General features: G+C 37.9%; 15 protein-coding genes and 1 pseudogene. 2 read left to right on the plus strand and 14 right to left on the minus strand.

Features of this window, described 5'->3' with window-relative positions; genetic code table 11:
- Positions 1-19: 19 nt before the first annotated feature.
- Together BQ5903_RS08240 and BQ5903_RS08245 are read right to left on the minus strand one after the other, a co-directional pair.
- The gene (locus tag BQ5903_RS08240) at positions 20-337 is read right to left on the minus strand and encodes a PTS sugar transporter subunit IIB (RefSeq protein ID WP_079579318.1); all 318 of its coding nucleotides are present in this window, start codon (positions 335-337) and stop codon (positions 20-22) included.
- 12 nt (positions 338-349) lie between these two features.
- A complete protein-coding gene (locus tag BQ5903_RS08245) occupies positions 350-817 on the minus strand; it encodes a PTS sugar transporter subunit IIA (protein WP_079579319.1) in 468 nt (155 codons plus the stop codon).
- Between the two features lie 340 nt (positions 818-1,157).
- On the opposite strand from BQ5903_RS08245, the gene BQ5903_RS08250 reads away from it, so the two are divergent.
- Positions 1,158-1,934: a DeoR/GlpR family DNA-binding transcription regulator gene (locus tag BQ5903_RS08250; RefSeq protein WP_079579320.1), complete on the plus strand. Its 777-nt coding sequence runs from the start codon at positions 1,158-1,160 to the stop codon at positions 1,932-1,934.
- 237 nt (positions 1,935-2,171) lie between these two features.
- Here the strand turns inward: BQ5903_RS08250 and tnpC are convergent, their stop codons facing one another.
- The 12 genes and pseudogenes from tnpC to BQ5903_RS08310 all read right to left on the minus strand — a co-directional run bounded on the left by tnpC (position 2,172) and on the right by BQ5903_RS08310 (position 18,385).
- Positions 2,172-3,689, minus strand: a complete 1,518-nt coding sequence (gene tnpC / locus BQ5903_RS08255) for an IS66 family transposase (protein ID WP_079578626.1) — start codon at positions 3,687-3,689, stop codon at positions 2,172-2,174.
- Positions 3,690-3,823: 134 nt separating this feature from the next.
- Positions 3,824-4,201, minus strand: a complete 378-nt coding sequence (gene tnpB / locus BQ5903_RS08260) for an IS66 family insertion sequence element accessory protein TnpB (RefSeq protein ID WP_056972637.1) — start codon at positions 4,199-4,201, stop codon at positions 3,824-3,826.
- Entirely contained in the window at positions 4,188-4,370 is a 183-nt protein-coding gene (locus BQ5903_RS08265; protein ID WP_079578630.1) for a hypothetical protein, read from the minus strand. Before BQ5903_RS08265 ends, tnpB begins: the two co-directional genes overlap by 14 nt.
- Positions 4,371-4,572: 202 nt before the next feature.
- Positions 4,573-5,958 (minus strand): annotated as a pseudogene (gene ltrA / locus BQ5903_RS08270) (group II intron reverse transcriptase/maturase).
- A gap of 875 nt (positions 5,959-6,833) precedes the next feature.
- Entirely contained in the window at positions 6,834-7,430 is a 597-nt protein-coding gene (locus BQ5903_RS08275; RefSeq protein ID WP_079579321.1) for a hypothetical protein, read from the minus strand.
- 21 nt (positions 7,431-7,451) lie between these two features.
- Positions 7,452-8,297: an abortive infection family protein gene (locus BQ5903_RS08280; RefSeq protein ID WP_197684883.1), complete on the minus strand. Its 846-nt coding sequence runs from the start codon at positions 8,295-8,297 to the stop codon at positions 7,452-7,454.
- 52 nt (positions 8,298-8,349) lie between these two features.
- Positions 8,350-9,558: a GIY-YIG nuclease family protein gene (locus tag BQ5903_RS08285; RefSeq protein WP_172823841.1), complete on the minus strand. Its 1,209-nt coding sequence runs from the start codon at positions 9,556-9,558 to the stop codon at positions 8,350-8,352.
- Positions 9,551-11,503 (minus strand): DEAD/DEAH box helicase, encoded by a 1,953-nt coding sequence (locus tag BQ5903_RS08290; protein ID WP_079579324.1) that lies wholly within the window; start codon positions 11,501-11,503, stop codon positions 9,551-9,553. The genes BQ5903_RS08285 and BQ5903_RS08290 overlap by 8 nt, the downstream gene beginning before the upstream one ends.
- Entirely contained in the window at positions 11,504-14,212 is a 2,709-nt protein-coding gene (locus BQ5903_RS08295; protein WP_079579325.1) for a class I SAM-dependent DNA methyltransferase, read from the minus strand.
- Positions 14,213-14,227: 15 nt separating this feature from the next.
- Positions 14,228-14,443: a helix-turn-helix domain-containing protein gene (locus BQ5903_RS08300; protein ID WP_079579326.1), complete on the minus strand. Its 216-nt coding sequence runs from the start codon at positions 14,441-14,443 to the stop codon at positions 14,228-14,230.
- 11 nt (positions 14,444-14,454) lie between these two features.
- Complete coding sequence (locus tag BQ5903_RS08305; RefSeq protein WP_079579327.1) at positions 14,455-17,067, minus strand: DEAD/DEAH box helicase; 2,613 nt, start codon at positions 17,065-17,067, stop codon at positions 14,455-14,457.
- A gap of 4 nt (positions 17,068-17,071) precedes the next feature.
- On the minus strand, positions 17,072-18,385 hold the full coding sequence (locus tag BQ5903_RS08310; RefSeq protein WP_231920833.1) for a HamA C-terminal domain-containing protein: 1,314 nt from the start codon (positions 18,383-18,385) through the stop codon (positions 17,072-17,074).
- 379 nt (positions 18,386-18,764) lie between these two features.
- On the opposite strand from BQ5903_RS08310, the gene BQ5903_RS08315 reads away from it, so the two are divergent.
- The gene (locus BQ5903_RS08315; protein WP_079579329.1) at positions 18,765-19,283 is read left to right on the plus strand and encodes a sigma-70 RNA polymerase sigma factor region 4 domain-containing protein; all 519 of its coding nucleotides are present in this window, start codon (positions 18,765-18,767) and stop codon (positions 19,281-19,283) included.
- Positions 19,284-19,370 lie beyond the last annotated feature (87 nt).

Below are 19,370 nucleotides of genomic sequence, written 5' to 3' on the forward strand. Positions count from 1 at the left end.
TAGGTTTCCCCTTTCTTAGTTAGGATGCACTCTTTAAACTCATTAAAGCATTTACGAAATCTAAAAAAGTTTTATCACCCTTTGATCCAGTCAAAATGTCAACACCATTAACATCAGGAATACCTTCCTCATCACAAATCTGTTGAATTTCCGGTGTTGGTTTTGCCAACCAAACATATACATCATAGTTAGCAAGTACTCCCGCTAATTGCTTAAAATCAGTAGTTTCAACTTCAACACCACTAACAGAATGTTCTTCTAAAAATGTTCTAAGTGAACCTACCACTGTTTCGCTAGTAGCAATTCCGCTACCACAAGCAACTACAACTTTTAGCATTTTAATTACCTCCTAAAAATTATTGATCAGATAATCATACATATCGTCTGGCTTTTTTATTTCCTTAAAGTCTAAAACAAATTTTTCATCATTCATCAGTTGCATAAATCTTTGTAATAACTTGACCTGCAAATCCTGAGTTTCCTTAACAATCCCCAAAAAGAAGAAGTTTTTGGTATCCTCGTCTTCATTTGTTCCCATTTGTTGAACACGAATATCATCTTTTGTTTGAACAACTGCAATAAAGGGAAGATTCACATTTTCTGGATTAGCATGTGGTAACGCAATTGGTAAAAACTGAGTGACTACACCCGTTGGGAACTCATCCTCTCGCTTAGTCAAAGCATCTAAATAGCTTTCTTTTACAATTCCTTTTTCTGCCAATTTTTCATATACCTTTTTAAATAGCTCATTCCGATTCGAAACATCTAAATTCAAAAAAATTAATTCTTTATCGAACAATTTAGAGTAATCGCTCATAGCAAAGCCGCCTTTCCGTTCATGCTCATGAACATAAGTGATTTTTTATTCTACAGTTAATCCGATTAACAGCTTCATTATAAAGCGCTTTCTTTGGCTATTAAAGCGTTTTCATTTATTTTTTAGCGGGCTGATATACAATGAACATTGTTCATAATTGTTCATTTTTCAAAATGTTTCTACCATCCTGTTGACATAGCTGAATAAATTGGATATACCTTTAATAAATACAGTGTCTTCAATCCTGTTAGCGCTTAAAATTGAACAAGATTCACATTTTTATTAAGTAAATTATTCTTTTTCTCACTGTTCAAATTATATAGAAAGAAGTGAAACCAAATTGTACCTTCAAAAAGATGAACGACTTAAAAAAATGTTACGTATTCTCTCACAAAACAAAAAAATTAGTACAAAGAAATTACAAGCGATGATGGATGTTAGCACCTCTACACTTCGACGAGACCTACTGGATTTAGAAATGACCAACTCTATTCGAAGAACACACGGCTATGTTAGTTTACTAGAATATTCTAATGTTGAAATTGCCTACGGAACTAGAAGTAGCAAAAACGGAACAATCAAAAGTAGAATATGTAAAAAAGCAGCAACACTCATCAATAACGACCAGGCTATTTTCTTAGATGGATCGTCAACCTTATCCTTTTTACCCAAATATTTTGCGAACAAAACCAATATTCATGTTATTACTAACAACATCAACATCGCATCAGAGGTTAATCAGCTGAAAAATATTGATTTATATGTACTTGGTGGAACATTACTCTATCGTTCTAAATCAATATTAGGTCCACGTGCAATTTCAGACTTAATTTCAAACTTTCGACCAAATATTTCGTTCATGTCATGTAAGTCCATTGATGCAAATGGATTCTATATGGCTAATGAAAAACAAAACGAACTTAAACGAACCGTATTCCAATGTTCCGAAAAAAATGTCTTACTTGTGGATTATTCTAAATTTAATAAAAAAGATTATATTCTTTTAGATAGTTTCAACTCTACTCAAATTGATATAATTATTACTGACCAGCTGCCATCAAAAGACATCTTAGATTCAATAAAAAGAAATAACATCAAGCTGATGATCGCTGAATAGTTTTGTCACCTTATTTTTATCATTCTTACAAACTATATTATTTCTGATGAATATAAACATGGAGGCTCAGTGACGAAGAATATTCTAATTAAAATGTTCCGTCTCTGTAATTCAAAAGTAAGCAGTGTTCAACTGGACGGTTAGACAAAACCATTTAAATTTGCTTTGACAAAATAGAGATCCCTGACACGAAAGCAAACCTTGCTTCATATCAGGGATCTTTGGCGCTATTTAAGTTTAATTCCAGGGTAAATAAGGCTCTAGTTCTTTTTCAGTTGGGAAAGGTCCCAGCTGAGGAACTACAGTCAGGATTTTGGTTAAATATTTTTGCGGATCAAGGCCATTAGCTTTGGCACTTTCGATCAAGGTCAGCCAGATGGCATTCGCCTCAGCGCCTGCCACACTTGTACTGAATAAAAAGTTCTTGCGGTCGATAACCAACGATTTTACCGCCTGTTCACAAGTATTATTGGAAATATCGATCTCACCATATTGTAATAATTTATTGATGGCTTCCCTTTGTCCTAGTGCGTATGCGATAGCTTTCCCCAATAAGGACTTAGGTAGAGCAGCGCAAGTTGCCAAAGCCTGCCAAAATTTTTCGAACAAAGGCCTTAAAAACTCATTCCTTTTGTTTATTCTAGCAGAACTATTTAAACTGGCCCATTTCTTTTCTTGGTGGAAAATCTGATCCAGGATTTTTAGCGGACCTTTAGCGGCCTGACTGTATTTGGCTGCCTCAAAAAATTTACGGCGCACATGAGCTAAACAACCAACGCGGTCGGCACAATCTACTTTAGGGTAAACCTGATAACCATCACATTGTAAAACACCAGTAAAGCCACTGTATAAGGAACAAGCCGATTTTTCAGAACGATCGCGCCGATAGGCATAATAAATAGCTTGTAGTTTGTCTTTTTGGACCGTGCGTTGCACCCACATTCGTGATTCAGCCGTAGGCTTTTTCCCAGGTTCACGCAAAACCTTGACAACAGTTTCATCACCTTGTAAATAGGGACGTTGCAGCAATTTTTTATGTAGGAGATCATACAATGATCTTAGCATATCTGCCCCCTGAATGACCCAAGCAGCTAAAGTCGGCTCACAGACATTCCACCCGAAACGACGCCAATCTTTTAATTGACGATAAAGAGGTGTCCCTAAAACGTATTTTTGATAGACGATATTCTCTAACAGAGTGGGGGTAGCCAGACTATGTGGGAATAAAGGCGTCGCTTTTTCGGCGCTAAAGAAAGCTGTCTGACCGTTATTTTGCGCCAGACAAGCAGCACAAGCACAAGCGTAGGTTGCAACGTATTCCTCGACCACCCATAATTCGGCTGGTTTGTAGTGCAGTTTTTTCCCTATAAATCTCTCTCCAACAACCTTAAGTGCTTGTCCGTAAGGACAAGTAGTTTCTTTGAGCCGTTTAATGTTTTTAACTATCTCTAAATCTTCTATTTGCTTTTGCCGTTTTTCCCGCTTTTTCGGTGACTTTTGGATCTTTTCTTGAGAACTTTCTGCGCTTTGTTTGTCAGTGTGCTCTGACCAGGTAAAAACACTGTCATCATCCCAAAGTGTCATTTGATTTTCGTTAACCGAGACAGTTTTTTCTGACTTAGTCCCGAATAATTTTGCCTGAAAAGACTTTAAAAGAGTTTCCAGTTCAGCAATCCGCTGTTCATTAGCCTTGTTTTGTTTACGGAGTTCTTCATTTTCAAGTGTTAATTTAGCAATCGTTTTTTGTTGATCCATTTAACTTCACCATTTTCTGATCAGCGATGTAGCTGATGTTTTCAAAAGTTAGCATAGCACGCTTTCAGCATAATTGCATCCACAGATTTAAAACTGTGGATGAGCAAAAAAGATTTAGTTTTCCACAGGGAAAACTAAACCACATTGTTCTTTTGCTGCAGTCTTAAATGTGCTGGATCAAAGTCATGAATCGTCGCATCTATGGACCAGCCTTGTAGTAAACGGACTAATTGAGCGGGTTGAAGCTGCCGCATTTCAGCTTGGTTCCTCGGCCATTGAAGACGACCGTCTTCAAAACGCTTGTAAAGCAACAAAAAGCCATCTTTCTGCCACAGGAGTCCCTTAAAACGATCTTTGCGACTACCACAGAATAAAAATAAGGTACTCTGGTATGGATCCAAGGCGAATTGTTCGGTGATCACAGTAACTAAACCGTCAATTCCTTTGCGAAGGTCAGTTTTCCCAGTTGCCAAATAGATCCGGTCGAGCTGGGACAAATCAAGCATCGTCATGCGTAAACACCGCCTTCAAAAAAGCATCTAGGATATAATTATTGATCCGATTATAAATGACGCCAGTCTTATTTTGATCTACACGCAACTGCATGGCTTTTTGCGGCTTATAATCTTTGTTTTTAAGCGCAGCCACCTTAACTTGCACAAATTCTGGTTTATCTTCCAAAAAATCACCTCTAGCTAATTGAATAAGGTAATTGTATAAGAATCAGCTTCTACTTGAAATCCGTCCAGTTGAACACTGCTTACAATTAAAGAATAGTTATGTCAGTTTGAATTTTCATAGTCACAATCGGGTAGGAGATAGTTCACACTATCGACCTCCCACACCACCGTACGTACGGAACCGTATACGGCGGTTCAACAACTTAAGCTTTTGCTTGAATAGACTGGTACAGTTTGGACAGATTTATTAGCCCACGCTGTGCCAGTCTTTTATTAGTTATGGTCATCAACAGTGTTTTACTGTGCGCGTTGCGCCAGTATCCCTTACGAGTATTGACGTAGATTTTCGCCTGTTTGGGTGTCAAGCCTAGTTTAATCAATGCTTTATAACGGGTTCCGATATTCTTCCACTGTTTCCAGATATACTGGCGGATGCGCGAGCGCAACCATTTGTCTAGTTGTTGGAGAAAGATTTTCATCTTCCCAATGGAATAATATTGGATCCAGCCCTGCATTTTCTGATTAATTTCATGCAGAATCCTATCAAGGCTGACGCCTCGGCTTCTCTTGGTGATTCTTGCCAATTCCTGTTTAGTTCTCTGTTTAGGTTTTTGATGAGGACGCAGGTAGGCGCTATTGCGTCCCACACCCAGAGAAAAACCTAGAAACTTCAGTCTTAGTGGAGAACCGACTTGCGTCTTTTCTGCATTCACTTCAACTTTGAGTTCCTTTTCTAAAAACTGGGTGATGCTTTTGAGAACCCGTTCACCCGCACGCTTACTTTTAACATAGATATTACAGTCATCCGCATAGCGTACAAATTTATGTCCTCTTCTGGTCAATTCTTTGTCCAGCTCGTTCAGATAAATATTTGCTAGTAATGGTGAAATATTGCCACCTTGCGGTGTACCTTTAGCGGACTTCTCGAAAAATCGACCATTCATAACACCACTCGTCAAGAACTTACGAATCAAATGCAAGACCTATGGCTCACTAATGTAATTTTCAACAAATTTAATTAGTAAATCATGGTTCACATTGTCAAAATATGACTTTAAATCAAGGTCGACCACGTAGTGATAACCCTGATTGTAATAAGCAACCACCTTTTTCACAGCACTTTGTGCACTGCGGTGTGGTCGAAAACCATAACTATTATCTGAGAATACTTTTTCAAAAATAGGAGACAGTTGCTGTTGTAACGCCTGTTGAACCACACGGTCAACGACCGTTGGGATTCCTAACTGACGTTTCGAACCATCTGGCTTAGGAATCTCAACTCGTTTGACAGGTTGGGGTTCATAGCTTTCGGTTCGCAAGGCCTCGATTAGTTTTACGTTATTCTCTTTCAAGTATGGGCCAAGTTCCTCAACGGACATGCCGTCAATTCCTCCAGCCCCTTTATTACGCTTGACATGGACAAAGGCCCGATTTAAATTATTCCGGTCTAAGACCTTCTCACGTAATAAGCCATTTTGAGTTCTCTTTTCACCAGAAACAACGCTACGCGCTCCTGTTTGCTCTGACCCTTCCAGGGTTACCCTCCGCAGGTAGTCAGCTTTATTTTCTGTTTTCTGCGATTGTCGTATTGTTTCCACCTCCAGGATGAATCAAAATTATTGTTGTTCAGCCCTTCACCATTACTGGCTACTATGGCCTCGGCTGACTTCTGTCATGGACAACTCAACATTACTATTGAGCCTGTTCCTGCCAGAAATAACTTCCAGCTTGAGAGAACTACCATGACAGACCTCCCCGGGTAAGAGCAGTAGCTTTCGCATCAAACCGTTGGCTTTACTGTGACGGTTTCGAGTGGTCAGGGACTTCGATTTGTTAGGCAATCTCATCCCACCGTTTCCAGCCTTTTAGCCACTTCTTGTTCATCGATTCGATGTTTCGTCTAGGACTTCCTTCAGATTCTACCTCACGATAGACACCCTTGTCTTCGACTCGTGATACCGGCCACTACGGCTCACAGCGGACTTACACCGCCTAGTTACTGCCCATGCCGGGCGCACTTAAAAAAGCTGCTCATTCCATTCAGGAACAAGCAGCTTGACCAAGTAGACCAATTGCTTATTATTTTTAATAATTCATTTCATCAGTACCACTTGATAAAGAACCTTAAAATCAGAATTAGTACACTTTCAATCACCTATAAATGCCGTCAGAGCGCGGATTGTCGGCTATTTTTCTGTACGTTCCAGGACAGTAACGCTCTCTACGTGCAGTGACTGGTTTCTGCCAATTGCACATTGGGGATAAATGGCAATGTGTCGCGGTTGTCTATGTCTGTGTAATAGTAGCAAATACATCTACACAACCCTCACGCCCCATGGATTCAGAGATTTTCATCATTACTAAAAGGCAGGATTTTTAATCGATCTGTGGAAACCTATTAGTGCTATCAATCAAGACAGTGTGTTTGTGGGAACAATATCCGGCACCCTTGACGGACCATTATCTAATAAGGCAATTCATTATGTTTGGCCTTTATGTTCTGCTCAATAGTATTGAATATCTTTTTATGTTTTTCATTAAGATCCACAGTGTCAAGTATTAGACAATCATCTACAATTTCATACAATTCTTCAGCCTTTTTTGTAAAATCATTCGTAGTAATTAAAATATTTTTCTTAGCTTTAGACCCTTTTACCGCTTTAACAAACTTGGCAGTATCCTTCGCATTAAACAGAACTGATTCAACAGGATAAAAAAGTGCGAAATCATCAAACTGACCATAAGGGAATTCTGTATTTTGTCCCCATTTAGTAAACGACACCGTTAAGTCTGCTAAGTCAAATTCATCACTTAAATTAAAAGTTGGCAACTTGTTCCTAAATATTCTTTGAAATAATTCTTGTTCATGTTTTATAGTAACGTTACCTAAAACGATAACACCTTTATGGCAATATTTGTTTTTACTAAGAATATTAAATACGGATAGTAACTTATCTACGTCATAAAAGCCACGAATTAAAAGACTATTTTTATTGCTGTCACTGATAAACTCATCAAATTTATCAGCAAATGCATCTATCTTTAATTTATATACAGCCAAAAGTTACCAACTCCTAGTTTATTAATAGTTATCTTGTCCCTTATTTTTTCTTACAACAGCAATAATAAAGTCTGACATAGTTACGGCCGAATTAGCTGCTAATCCAGCATGGTGTTTATCAATTTTTAATCGACGATTTCCTACACCATGTGCATCACTATCACTGTCTCTCATCTCTGCAATAGCACTTACTATATTTTCTAGTCCTGATAAAAGCTTATTTATTCTTTTATCTGCAACATTATCGGTATGCATAGAGTATAAGTTCTTTACTTGTTTATATAATCTGTGAATATTACCATTTGTAGATGCTTCTTCACCTTTTTGCTCAATAGCATAATTAAACGTTTCCTCTAATAGAGTTCTAGATTTAGTTATAGCACTGTCATATTCAGATCTATCGATATCATCAAATACTCTTTCGGACAATTCTCTTATGTAGTTCACATCAATCCTATTAATGTTGGGATCGTGAACAGCAGATAATTGTTTATCTACTATGAAAGCAGTATCATTTTTTATTTTTAATTTGAATCCACTAAATTCAAGTAATCCATTTATACGTTCTAAAGCCATCCTCACAGTTGCATCATACAGATCTAAAGAACCCTCTTTAGCTAAGTATTCAGATTTACTAAAAATATAGGCTATAACCTTGGAAATAACATTGCTAGAAATAGCTTTGTCCATCAGTAAGTACATATATTTCCAACGGCTAGGGCATTCGTAATTCTGTATTGAACACGAGAAGCGAACTGAGATTTCTTTTATCATCGGTCCAGATAAATACGGCATCCTTATTTCATCTGAAAAAGGATCATTTTCATCGATGAATCCTAAACGCTCATCCCCGTCCAAAACTGCCACAATATCTCTATCCTTTAAAACCTCAAAATTTGAATTTTTGATATTAATTCTCCTACAATTCCTGATTCATTTGCAGCTTAGCAACAATACCATTAACGACATCATTAATAGTACCCAAATCAGTCACAAACCATTCTCGTGGATGAATAAGTCTACCATTCGGTGCTTTAATATCTACATCCAAGCGATAATTAGCTAAAGCATGATGAATTGCCGTCTCCAAGGCCTCAGAGTTTAAGTTGCTTACTTGAAACTCCTCACAGATCTTAACAGGACCATAAAGATAAGTTGGCTCATTCTCAGCATTAGCAATCCGTTTTTCAACCGATCCTGTGGTGTAACCAACCTTGTACAATGAGTGTTCTTCTTGAACACGGCGTACCTCAGGATTATCACTCTCGGATTTCAATACATAAATATAACCGGTAACTTCTTCTGGTGACAGTTCAATATTGTCATCTGGTTCAGTAACGATTTTTCCATTACGCCCATACATAGAGGCTGCCAAGCCATTTAGTAGTGGTGTATTCTCGGTACCATTCTCATAGATTACATGTAGTCTAGCATCTGTCTTACGCTGACTCTTATTATTGGTCAATTTACGGTCACCAACTGCTTCAATATAAAGCAGTTGTCCCTTCAAGATATAGAAATGATGCAGCAAAATTTCATAGTTTTTAAATGGACGCAATTGGCGTTTTCCGGATGCTAACTCAGCCTGTACCTTTTTAAACAAGGGCTCATACTTCTCAAAATCTGCCATCTGGTGACGTTGGGAAACCTTCTCTGGCTGGTTTTCTTGTTCCCGTTTGATCTCGTGCAGCTTTTTAGTATCAAACAGTTTACTGTTAACAGTATTTTGATTGCTATCACCGAATAAGATCGAGTCATCACCCAATATATCATCAAGCGAATTAAAGTCCTGCTGTTCACTCTTAACCGTGTCTTCTAAGGTGAGCTTTTGACTTTCCTGATTTAACAAGCCAAGTTCATCATATGGTTTCAGTAACTCAATCATATCGGTATGGCTCCGGTAACCTTTCAGCCGGTTTGCCATCCGTCGTTCTGCCATTCTTGACATATCCCGAGTTTTTTCCGGTTCCTTGCCATGATGTTGCTTAACCCATTCTTGAATTTCTTTAAAATTCTCAACGTCCGGATCGGTTGAAACTGGCTTTTTCTTCGGTTTAGCTACAAGCAATTCATCTGCCTCAGGATCATTGAACACATCCTCAAGAGAATGGATCAGTTGATTATTCATTTTCTTGATTCCTCCTTGCCCGCAGATCTGCCAATTTAGCTAAAGCATAGGCCATCCGAACTTCTTCTTCATTGTTAGAATTTTTGTCTGGCCGCCGACCATGCTCTGCAACAAATTGCTTAGCGTTCTTGTATAGCTGAACTAGTTCTTCATCCGTAAAATCGTACTTCTTGGAATCAATTGATCTCTCAATTAAGCGCAATGTGTCACTATCAATATTTTGTGACATCACATCGTAAGCACGCTGGAATGGATTAATCGATTCGATCAGGTTAATGTCTAGCTGGTCAACATTGATAAACTTATCTGCCATTCGTAAGAATTGATCAGTATTGCCTTTACTATCCTGAGTCGTTTCAACTTTAGCATGACGAACAATCGTATCAGCTAAGGCATATTGACTGACCTGATCAATTTCATCGTCATTCAGGTCAGGGTAACGAGTCATAACTACTTTGGGAATGAGTTCCCTATTCATAACTTCCGCACTCACATTGGCAGCAATGCCTTGTTTAACTGATGAATCCTGCAAAATAGCTGCCTTTAAGTCCGGTAAATCATTTTCAATGATGCTCTGAACTCGTTTGGTAGAAGGTTCTTTCAATCCCTTGATCAAAATGTCAGTATCACCGGTTGGCTTCTCATTTTTATGTTGACGCCGCTTCAAATGAATCTCAGGTGCCAACACTTGTTCCATCAATAACGATGCGGTAATAGCCTTCAAAATCTGATTGACCGCATACTCAACATCGCCATCCTTGGCATCAGGTTGTTCGATCATGTTCGTAAACTGGGCATGATTCTTATTAGAGCTGTCACGAGTAACTCGGCCGATAATCTGAACAATTTCAGTTAGCGAGTGCCGATAACCGATCGTTAATGCTTGCTCTGCCCATGACCAATCAAAGCCTTCCTTAGCCATGTTTAGTGCCACTATAATATCCAAATCATTGGGACCACTAAGTTGCCGTAAGTATTCACCGACTTTTTCCCGGCCATCCTCATTCACCAAATCAGCAACTTTTAGCAATTTCCCGGTGTGTTTATCTTTAATGAAGTAAATACCAGTTTGCTCGTCTTGATGATCAATATCACCAATCGTGTCAAAAATACGATCAACTTCGTCATACTTATCTTTAGTTGATTCACTTGAATTAATACTTGGAATATGAATAATTGTTTTCTTAGTTGTGTCCTGTGCCTCATCTAAAGCATCAGTATAGCGACCTTGATAGAACTTATAGTCAATTCCAAAGGACTTCAGATACTGGTAACCATCCAATTGTTCATAATAAGTGTAAGTAACCTTATCAAACATCTGCTCATCTTCTGGAGACAAAATTGGTTCCGAATCACCTCGGAAGTAGGAACCCGTCATCGCTAAAACATGGGCCGATGAGTTGTGCATGATATTCCGTAAGGCATCTCCTAAAACAGAACTATCGTTTGAAGAAACATGGTGAAATTCATCAATCGCCACCATGACATTGTCAAAGGCATGATCATCTACCACCTTTTGATAAGCAAAGCGCAGGGTAGCGTGAGTACAAACTAGAATCCGTCCACTGGGATCTTTCAGAAAATCTAGCAATTTTTGCACTTTACTTTCCTGTCCACCGTTTAGTGTCAAATCATATTGTGGATCAACTTGCCAATCCTCATAGAAGCCAAACTTAACTAAATCGGTATTCTTAAATGACCGCCCAATTGAACGTTCAGGGACGGCCACGATCACTTTTTTAACACCTTGGTTAGCTAGTTTATCTAAAGCCACGAACATCAAAGCCCGGGACTTACCAGAAGCTGGTGGTGCTTTAACTAGAATATATTTTGACTTCCGATGTTGATAAACACGGACCTGCATTTCCCGCATTCCTAGTTCATTGGTGTTGGTACTTTTACCAGTCTGGTGGTAATTAACCTCCACTACATTTTTATCTTTCATTTACTTCTCCTCATTAACTTTCTGACTGTACATTTCTAGTAGTAATGCTAATCGTTCATTATCATCTTTGAATGGTCGAACCCGATATGCTCGATCGACAACTTGGTCCAGTTCTTCATGAGCAGCCTTAAGTCGTGGATTCATTGGCTTCGGGTTTTTGGCAGCCAGCGGGGACCCATACAGCTCGGCCAAAGTGCCGCCCTCTTCATCACGAATATCGAGGATCTCCCAAACAATTTCTTCAATCTCATTTTTACGACGCGATGATAATTCCGGAACAGGGAAAGTGTTATAAACAAGCCCAGCTGAATACCTATAATCCGTCTTTAACCTTCCCCCAACTGCACGTAGCCAAGTCATGTGCATGCGTGACTCAAGAAGTCCAAATAGCCACAGTGGGGCATTATAAATTGCGGTTGCAGAATCAGATATAATTGTGTCTTCACCAACTATTCCCATCGGTACATATAACCTATTTTCAGATGAAACTCGTGGAATAATTATCATTAATAGTTTTTTTTGATCATTGTGGGATTTAATAAGAGCTTCATCTCTTAGTTCTCGAGTAAAAAATTTATAGGGGGTATCTATTGCACCACGAGCCGACTGCCCCCCATTTTTCCGAAATTGATAAACCAAATCCACTCTTTTTTTCACAATGGGTATATTTGAATATTCCTTATAGTTGCTTTCATTCATCCAAAATACATATCTTGTTTTTCCATTAATGAATTCAGAAGAACCTATAAACTTCCTGATTATTTTTTTTAAGATCGGATATTGTTTAACAACGGTGCCGTACTCATCATTGGATAAAATAAGGTTACCACCATCTAAAGGAAGGCACCCTAAAGCTGCAATTGGTAACCCTCGCCCATTTATATTTTTTCTCGTACTCGATACTGTTTCATCAGAACCTTCAACAATATATGGAGATATATGATTTACTGAAAGTACATGGTTTTTATTAAACAAATAACATTTATTACTCAACTGTTTTTTTGCTGCTAAGCCAATAATACTAACGGTTACACCTGCATTATTCTTCGCACTGTTAGTCCACTTAAAAGATGCATAACCAAATATAATAGTTGCAAAATATAAGATTGAAGGCCAAATCATACTTACTTGTTCACCTTGGATAATAGAATTAGTGGTAACAAATCCCGCCGTAGCCACTGAATCCTTAATATACAGTGCTGCTTTATAAAACCAACCACTTATGTAATCCAATTTTCTATATTTCTTATTGTCGATTAAAGCAGCCTTCAAATCTGCCTTTTGATCTTTGTTTTGTTTCTTTGCTCCTAAATATGGTGGATTCCCAAAAAGATAAACTTCATCATCCTTTTTATGTGGCAGTACTTCATTCCAATCAACCCGCAAAGCATTACCACAGACAATCGCACCAGCGTGCTGCAGAGGTAATGTTGGTCGAATAGCATCCGCAATTTCCTTATGCAGCTGTTTGTTCATCTGGTGTTCCGCAATCCACAAGGAAAGACGGGTCACATCACATGCAAAGTCATCAATTTCAATCCCATAAAACTGATCAAGGGTAACCGAAGGAACATACATCGTGGCAATTCCCATTCGGTTTAATTCTTTGAGAATATCAATCTCTAACTGCCGTAGTTCCTTATAAGTAATGATCAGAAAATTACCAGACCCACAGGCTGGGTCCATAAACTTAATTTTGCCGACACGGTCATACAATTGATTGAGTTTCTTTTCGTTCCCCTTAGCATCCTCAAAAGCTTGGCGTAAATCATCAAGAAACAATGGCTTGATAACTTTCATAATGTTAGGCACAGAAGTATAGTGCATTCCCAAGTGACTCCGACTGTCTTCACTCGCCACCGCCTGAATCATTGAACCGAGAATATCTGGATTAATTTGATCCCATTCCAGCTTTTCGCCGGCGTCAATAATTAACTTGCGGGAGTACTCTGTAAACTTCAAATGCTCATGCGGATCCTTAAATAAATCTCCGTCCACATACGGAAAATCACTCAGCCAACTTGGTGTCTCAGCTGGCCGCCGTTTTTTTTCGATATCTAACACGCTAAATAAATCACTAATAAAGCTGTCCAAGTCACTGCCATCTGGCTTAGTTAACTCCTTTAAACGATTAGTAAACAGATTCTTTTCAAAGATATCGGTATCTTCCGCAAACAGGCAGAACAATACTCGAATTAAAAATAAGTTCAGTCCATGACGGGTAGCGGTCGGATTGTCTTTCACCACCACGTCATACAGTTTTGCAAAACGCTCAGCTGCTCGAATATCCGCCGGATTTTCCCTGTCAAAGTCGGCCTTTTCAATCCCGTTCCAAGCCAAGAAGAATTCAAACTTTTGTGGTAGGCGTTCAAATTCAACATCAAGTGTATCGTTTGTCTTGGTGTCCTCGGCTAATACGTCCTTAAAGTCCGTCACCATTATATACCGTGGTTTGGATCCCAGCTGGTTAACCTTATCCTTAACATCAATAAAACTCTGCATTAGGTTCTCATCAGTCTGTTTAAAGTACAAGCGATTTTTCAGATATACTTCGTCCTGTTCTTTGGCTAAATTATTGGTTCCCTTACGTAACTTAGTAATAGTAGCCTTAGGAAAATCATACACACTCAAAAAGTCATAAATAAACTCATTTGGATCATTTTGGTTAATAATATCTGTAATACGGTCTTCGATTTCTGTAATTGCCATTTACTAAATAACCACCTATCTTTTGATTTCAAGAATGTCACTAATGTTGCAATGTAAAGCACCACAAATCTTTAATAATATATCAGTCGTAACATTACCATTTCTACCTAACTTAGCAATAGAAGCAGCGCTTATTCCACTAGCCTCTTGTAATTCTTTTTTCTTCATTCCACGATCAATTAACAGCTTCCATAATTTGTTATAACTGATGCTTAAGTTTTCGTTATTCATGATTACTTCCTCTAAATAAAAATTTCTGGAACGTTTATTTCAATTTCCTTAGTCTCACTAACAGCATCAAGATCGTTCGCTTTTAAAATATTCTTGGAGACAAAGTAATTATTATCGGCTTGAATGATAAATTCATCTTTATTGTCTTCTATATATTCTGAGGATTCACGTGAATATCCATTTTGTTGTAGCCAAATCCGTAAGTCACTATCTGTTCCATACTCCATAAAACGATACCAGTCGTTTTGCGGTGGTATTCTGCTTTTAGTCAGCTCCTGTGTAACCTTTAAGAAATATTTTCCTAATATAAACTGAAGTTTTTGCAATCTTTTCATCACTTTATTGATGGTTATAGTCTCCCAGTTAATATTAGGTGTGTCATTATAACGTTGACTTACTCTATTTAGAAACCTGGTGTCTCCATATCTCGGATCGCGGATTCGAATTGCGATGTCACAAATTTGCTTTAAACTGTACCCACTCATCCAAAGTAAGATTACTTTCGCATCATCTTCTACTATCTTATCTCGAGTCTCTTTATCTTGATTTGACTGGACAAAGTCAGATTCATAAATAGCCCAGTTAAATATTTCTGATAGTTTGAGTAAAAAAGCTTTGGCTTCCGGCCACCTCAATTTTTCCCCATCATGAATATTAGGATATCCTTTAATATTTTCCTGACTAATCTTGTTTCTAAGACTTTCAGACTGATCAGAAGAGAAGTTAATATCATCCTCTAATTCGTCAGCATATCGTTCTTGTAAGGATTGTAAAATTTTTCGTTCTTCTTTGTAGGTTATATGTTTTGCTAAATGGGTTCTAACTACTCCATGATGATCATTCCGTAATTCCTTGACATAAAGTAATGATAATTTACGAATTAAATCATAGTTCTTATCTTTTTCAATGTTATCTAAACGTACATCGCCTTTCTCTAGCCTCTTCTTAATTGCTGCCGCTTGCTTAGGCTTAATAACATCAACAGATAACTTAGCTTTTTTTAGTCTGTTATTCATCCTAGATAAATAAGCAGCACGGTTACTATGCGAATTCTCTGTATCGCCAGTAATTAGAAAGACATTTCCTAGCATGGAGTGACCTAACCTACCCACTCGACCAATTAAGTTCAAGAAGTCTAATTGACTGAGCGTCCTTTTTCCATTTTGCAGCGTAGTAACGAAAATATTATCAGCCGGCAAATTTACTCCCTCCAGTAGGGTACTGGTGCAGAAAACCAGCTTTAAGATTCCTTGCCGACAGGCTTCCTCGATTCTAATGCGAACGTCAACTGGCAATTCTCCAGTGTGGAAGGCTATTCCTTTTCTAACTAGTTTTACCAAGATGTATTTAGGGTGAATTTTACGTGAAATATAATCAGCTAACTCTATCAACCTTGGATCGTTACTTTCTTCCATTGAACGACTAACAACCACAGCATCTGAAATGGCATTGACTTTTGAACCATAATAAACCAAGTTGCAATTACTATTCCCTAAAATGCTTATCATCTTCCGAATAATATCTGGTACTGATAGCGTTTCTTTAAATGTGCCTATCGGAATAGTATTTTGATTCAAATCATCATATACTTCCGCTTTATTAGCGTAGCGATCAAAGATAATTTCCACCTGGGTTATTGGGGATTCGACAATGCGAAGGCCATCATTTGCTTCGGCTGTTTGTACTAATTTTTTAAATATTCCTGGATTTGGAATCAGTGGTGATGCAAAGGTTACCTTCGGCTGACTTTCCCATGCACTAATTTTGTCAAATATCTCATAATAAAAGGTGCTGCGTGAACTCGCTTCTGTAGCTTTTTGAGATTCATCAATAAATAGATGTATTAACCGTACTTCTGAATATTGTGTTAACAGGGCCAATAGACGTTCTGGCGTCATCACACAAATGTAGCTGCCCTCATAATCTGACCGGTACTCATCAGGATGAAAAATCACTCGGTATGTTTTTTCTTTCAGCTTCATGCCTAGATCATCAATAAGCTGAGTCTTCACTTCGGTAATAAGAGCTTTACTGGGCACAGTAATTGCAAAGCTACCTACGGTACCTGACTTTACCTTGAACTCAATATACTTCTCAATTAAGAAAGTCTTCCCCATTGATGTAGGAGCTGAAAAACTGGTAAGTTCGTTACTCAATGACTTAAAAATTATATTCTGCTTACCGATGAATGACTTATCCTCTTCTCCAGGGATTTGGCGTTTTCCTTTTTGGTAGTTTATCAAGGTCTCATTCCATAACCGTTCAATTGTTGGAACTAACGTGTAGCTCTGCTCACGACGAGGCAAAAAATTATTAAAACTGGTTAAAACCTCGTTAGCAATCAGCCCTACTTCAGGATCATCAGGATACATTTTGGATAAGATGGCAATAATTTTTAATGCAATGTTTTTTTGCCTATTGTCTCCCTTTTCATTGATTGATTTTGCTAGTAGGTCAGCGAACCGTAGTAAATCATGCTTTTGTTTATTCGTTAGCTTCCAATCAAAACCGAAGAGCCAACAAGCATACTGCTTAGACAAAATACTCATCAGCTTGTGTAAGTATTTATCATTTTCCAAATACTCATAAAGGTATTCACCCAGTTTTTTCCCCTGTTGTGGCATAATCTTATTCCCCTATCAAATCCTTCATTATTGCATGGCTATCCTGTTCAGCATTAGTAAAAGGTAACAAATACACATAAAACGACGATTTTTGCCAATGATGCTGCTGAATAGCTATATTCAATTGACCAACCGCTTGTTCCAAATCACAATTAATAGCTTGACGACACTTCTCTTTTGCTTCTTCTTGCGTGCAATCATCTAAATCTAACTTGGTTCTAAACTTATAGCCAATAAAGATCCCATATGATGCAATATCTTCAAAGTCTGTTTCAGTTGGTGCCATTAACTTAATAATGGCATTACTCTTATCTTCACCAAATTGAGTCTGAAGAATGGAACTGTCAACTATGTCGGTAGCCAGCACCATCTCATTGGACCGATTATTATCAAAGGTTGCTATTTTCTTCACTACATTATTAATTGCATTCTCGAGATTATTGTTTAATTGTGATGCCCCAAGGATTAGTTGAGTTTTACCCTGGTCTCTTTTCAGATATATGCCTTCACTATCGATTGTTCGCTTGACTTTTAAAATTTCCGCCCTGGTATAGAGTTTGAGTGCATTATCCTCATGCTCTAAAAAAATATATGCTAGCAATTCACCTAGTAAATTATTTGGAATACCACTTTTAGCATATTTTCTTAGTAAATTTGCTGCTTGCAAACCTATAACATCCGTTTTGCTAACTCCACGGGCTATTGCGTAGCTAGTAATATTGGATGTCATTAGATCCTTTAAATTCGTATAGCTAAAAGGCAACAGTTCTGGTTTCAAAACAAAAGCATGAATTATATTTCTATTTTTCACAGCATCCATCTCACTAGCATTAACCTGACGAAAGACTGTTGTGAACGTCTCATCTGAAACAGTTTTTGTAAATATATCCTTATCCTCACTTTTTGTGGGGATTTTTTGTTTTCTTAATTGCTTTTTACGCTTTGCTTCTTCTACTAATTCGGACATTAGGTTAACGCAATAATATGCAAGACTTTCTGCCGGAATTTCTTCTTTTAATTGCAATTTTTCCAAAAGATACTTACTGATTGATTCTTTTTGGGAATAACTAGCCTCATTGATATAATCCTTGAATTTATCTTTGGCTATACCACTTTTTTCAAGCTTATGAGCAGCCGAACGATTCAACCCTTTGTAATACAGCCTTTTATAGTTTGATTCTTGATAATTATGTGCATTCCAGTTTTTTGTGTAATTCTCAAATATCACTAGTACTGCATCTTGGATAGGTACTGACTCATCGATTTCACTAAGAGGCTTTAATGCATCTACTAGTACCTGAAACCTGTTAATCGCCAATTTCCCCACCTTCTAAAAATAACTTTCAGTGACTTTGAGTATCTAAAATGACTGAGATGACTTAATTATCTTGTTACTATTCAAATATCAGTTAGAGATTAGTACTCGACAACGATAATTATACCAGATTAGCCTTTCCTTTCGGATAATTATCTTTACATTCGCGTATATTTTTAGCTGATTAATTAGCATGTGTTGCCCGATCAACAACTTTTACTAGCATGCACCCAATTGAATAACTCTCTGTGACAAGTCACTAGTAAGGCAAGTTGCAGTACCCAAGCGATTAATCGTTTAGGTCTGTTTCTTATTGCCCTACTAGTGGCTTTTAGTATGCCTTCAATTCCTTCGCTTGGGAGATCCAAGAGGAGGAATTTTTATGAAGTTTAATAATAGCGAGTACGAATTAGTCAGCAAACAAGATGACAAACTTATCGTCCGCGTAAAGCATATGAGCAGCCAAACGGTGATGATTACCAAAGCCGAGGGCAACATCATCTTTGACCTCGACCATCAGCAATACAATTCCGACCACCGAAATGAACGCCACCAGGATAAGTTTTTCAAGCAAGATCCGACCAATTCGGATATGAATATGATAGATACCTTGGCCGATCGAGGATCGATTGAAGTCACCTCAGTCTATGGCAAGAACAACCTACTCGACAAAATCATTGAAAAAGAGAAGCGTCAAAGTCGTCAAATGCTAGTTGAGCAATTACCGGCTGCCATAGCTACTTTAACGGACAAACAGAAATATGCCGTTACTCAGTATTACTGTAATGGTACTAAGAAAAATCAAATTGCTAAGAAGATGGGAATCAGCAAGGTTATGGCCGGCCGGCATGTGAAAGCTGCCGCCAAAAAGCTACGCCAATTTTACGGCACTGAAAATTAATTAGAAAAAAGTGGACCAAAGTAGGTTCACTTTTTTGCTGTCTCTGGCAAATAGATGTGAGGAATAACTCACTACATCTAATGAAAG

The sequence above is a fragment of the Ligilactobacillus acidipiscis genome, from assembly GCF_900116935.1.
Classification (GTDB): Bacteria; Bacillota; Bacilli; order Lactobacillales; family Lactobacillaceae; genus Ligilactobacillus; species Ligilactobacillus acidipiscis.

Bases quoted from the DNA above. Each gene is read 5' to 3' on its own strand.
- BQ5903_RS08285 (WP_172823841.1), bottom strand. From the start codon at position 9,558: ATGAATAATCAACTGATCCATTCTCTTGAGGATGTGTTCAATGATCCT.
- BQ5903_RS08315 (WP_079579329.1), top strand. From the start codon at position 18,765: ATGAAGTTTAATAATAGCGAGTACGAATTAGTCAGCAAACAAGATGAC.
- tnpC (WP_079578626.1), bottom strand. From the start codon at position 3,689: ATGGATCAACAAAAAACGATTGCTAAATTAACACTTGAAAATGAAGAA.
- BQ5903_RS08300 (WP_079579326.1), bottom strand. From the start codon at position 14,443: ATGAATAACGAAAACTTAAGCATCAGTTATAACAAATTATGGAAGCTG.
- BQ5903_RS08290 (WP_079579324.1), bottom strand. From the start codon at position 11,503: ATGAAAGATAAAAATGTAGTGGAGGTTAATTACCACCAGACTGGTAAA.
- tnpB (WP_056972637.1), bottom strand. From the start codon at position 4,201: ATGACGATGCTTGATTTGTCCCAGCTCGACCGGATCTATTTGGCAACT.
- BQ5903_RS08305 (WP_079579327.1), bottom strand. From the start codon at position 17,067: ATGCCACAACAGGGGAAAAAACTGGGTGAATACCTTTATGAGTATTTG.
- BQ5903_RS08295 (WP_079579325.1), bottom strand. From the start codon at position 14,212: ATGGCAATTACAGAAATCGAAGACCGTATTACAGATATTATTAACCAA.
- BQ5903_RS08240 (WP_079579318.1), bottom strand. From the start codon at position 337: ATGCTAAAAGTTGTAGTTGCTTGTGGTAGCGGAATTGCTACTAGCGAA.
- BQ5903_RS08245 (WP_079579319.1), bottom strand. From the start codon at position 817: ATGAGCGATTACTCTAAATTGTTCGATAAAGAATTAATTTTTTTGAAT.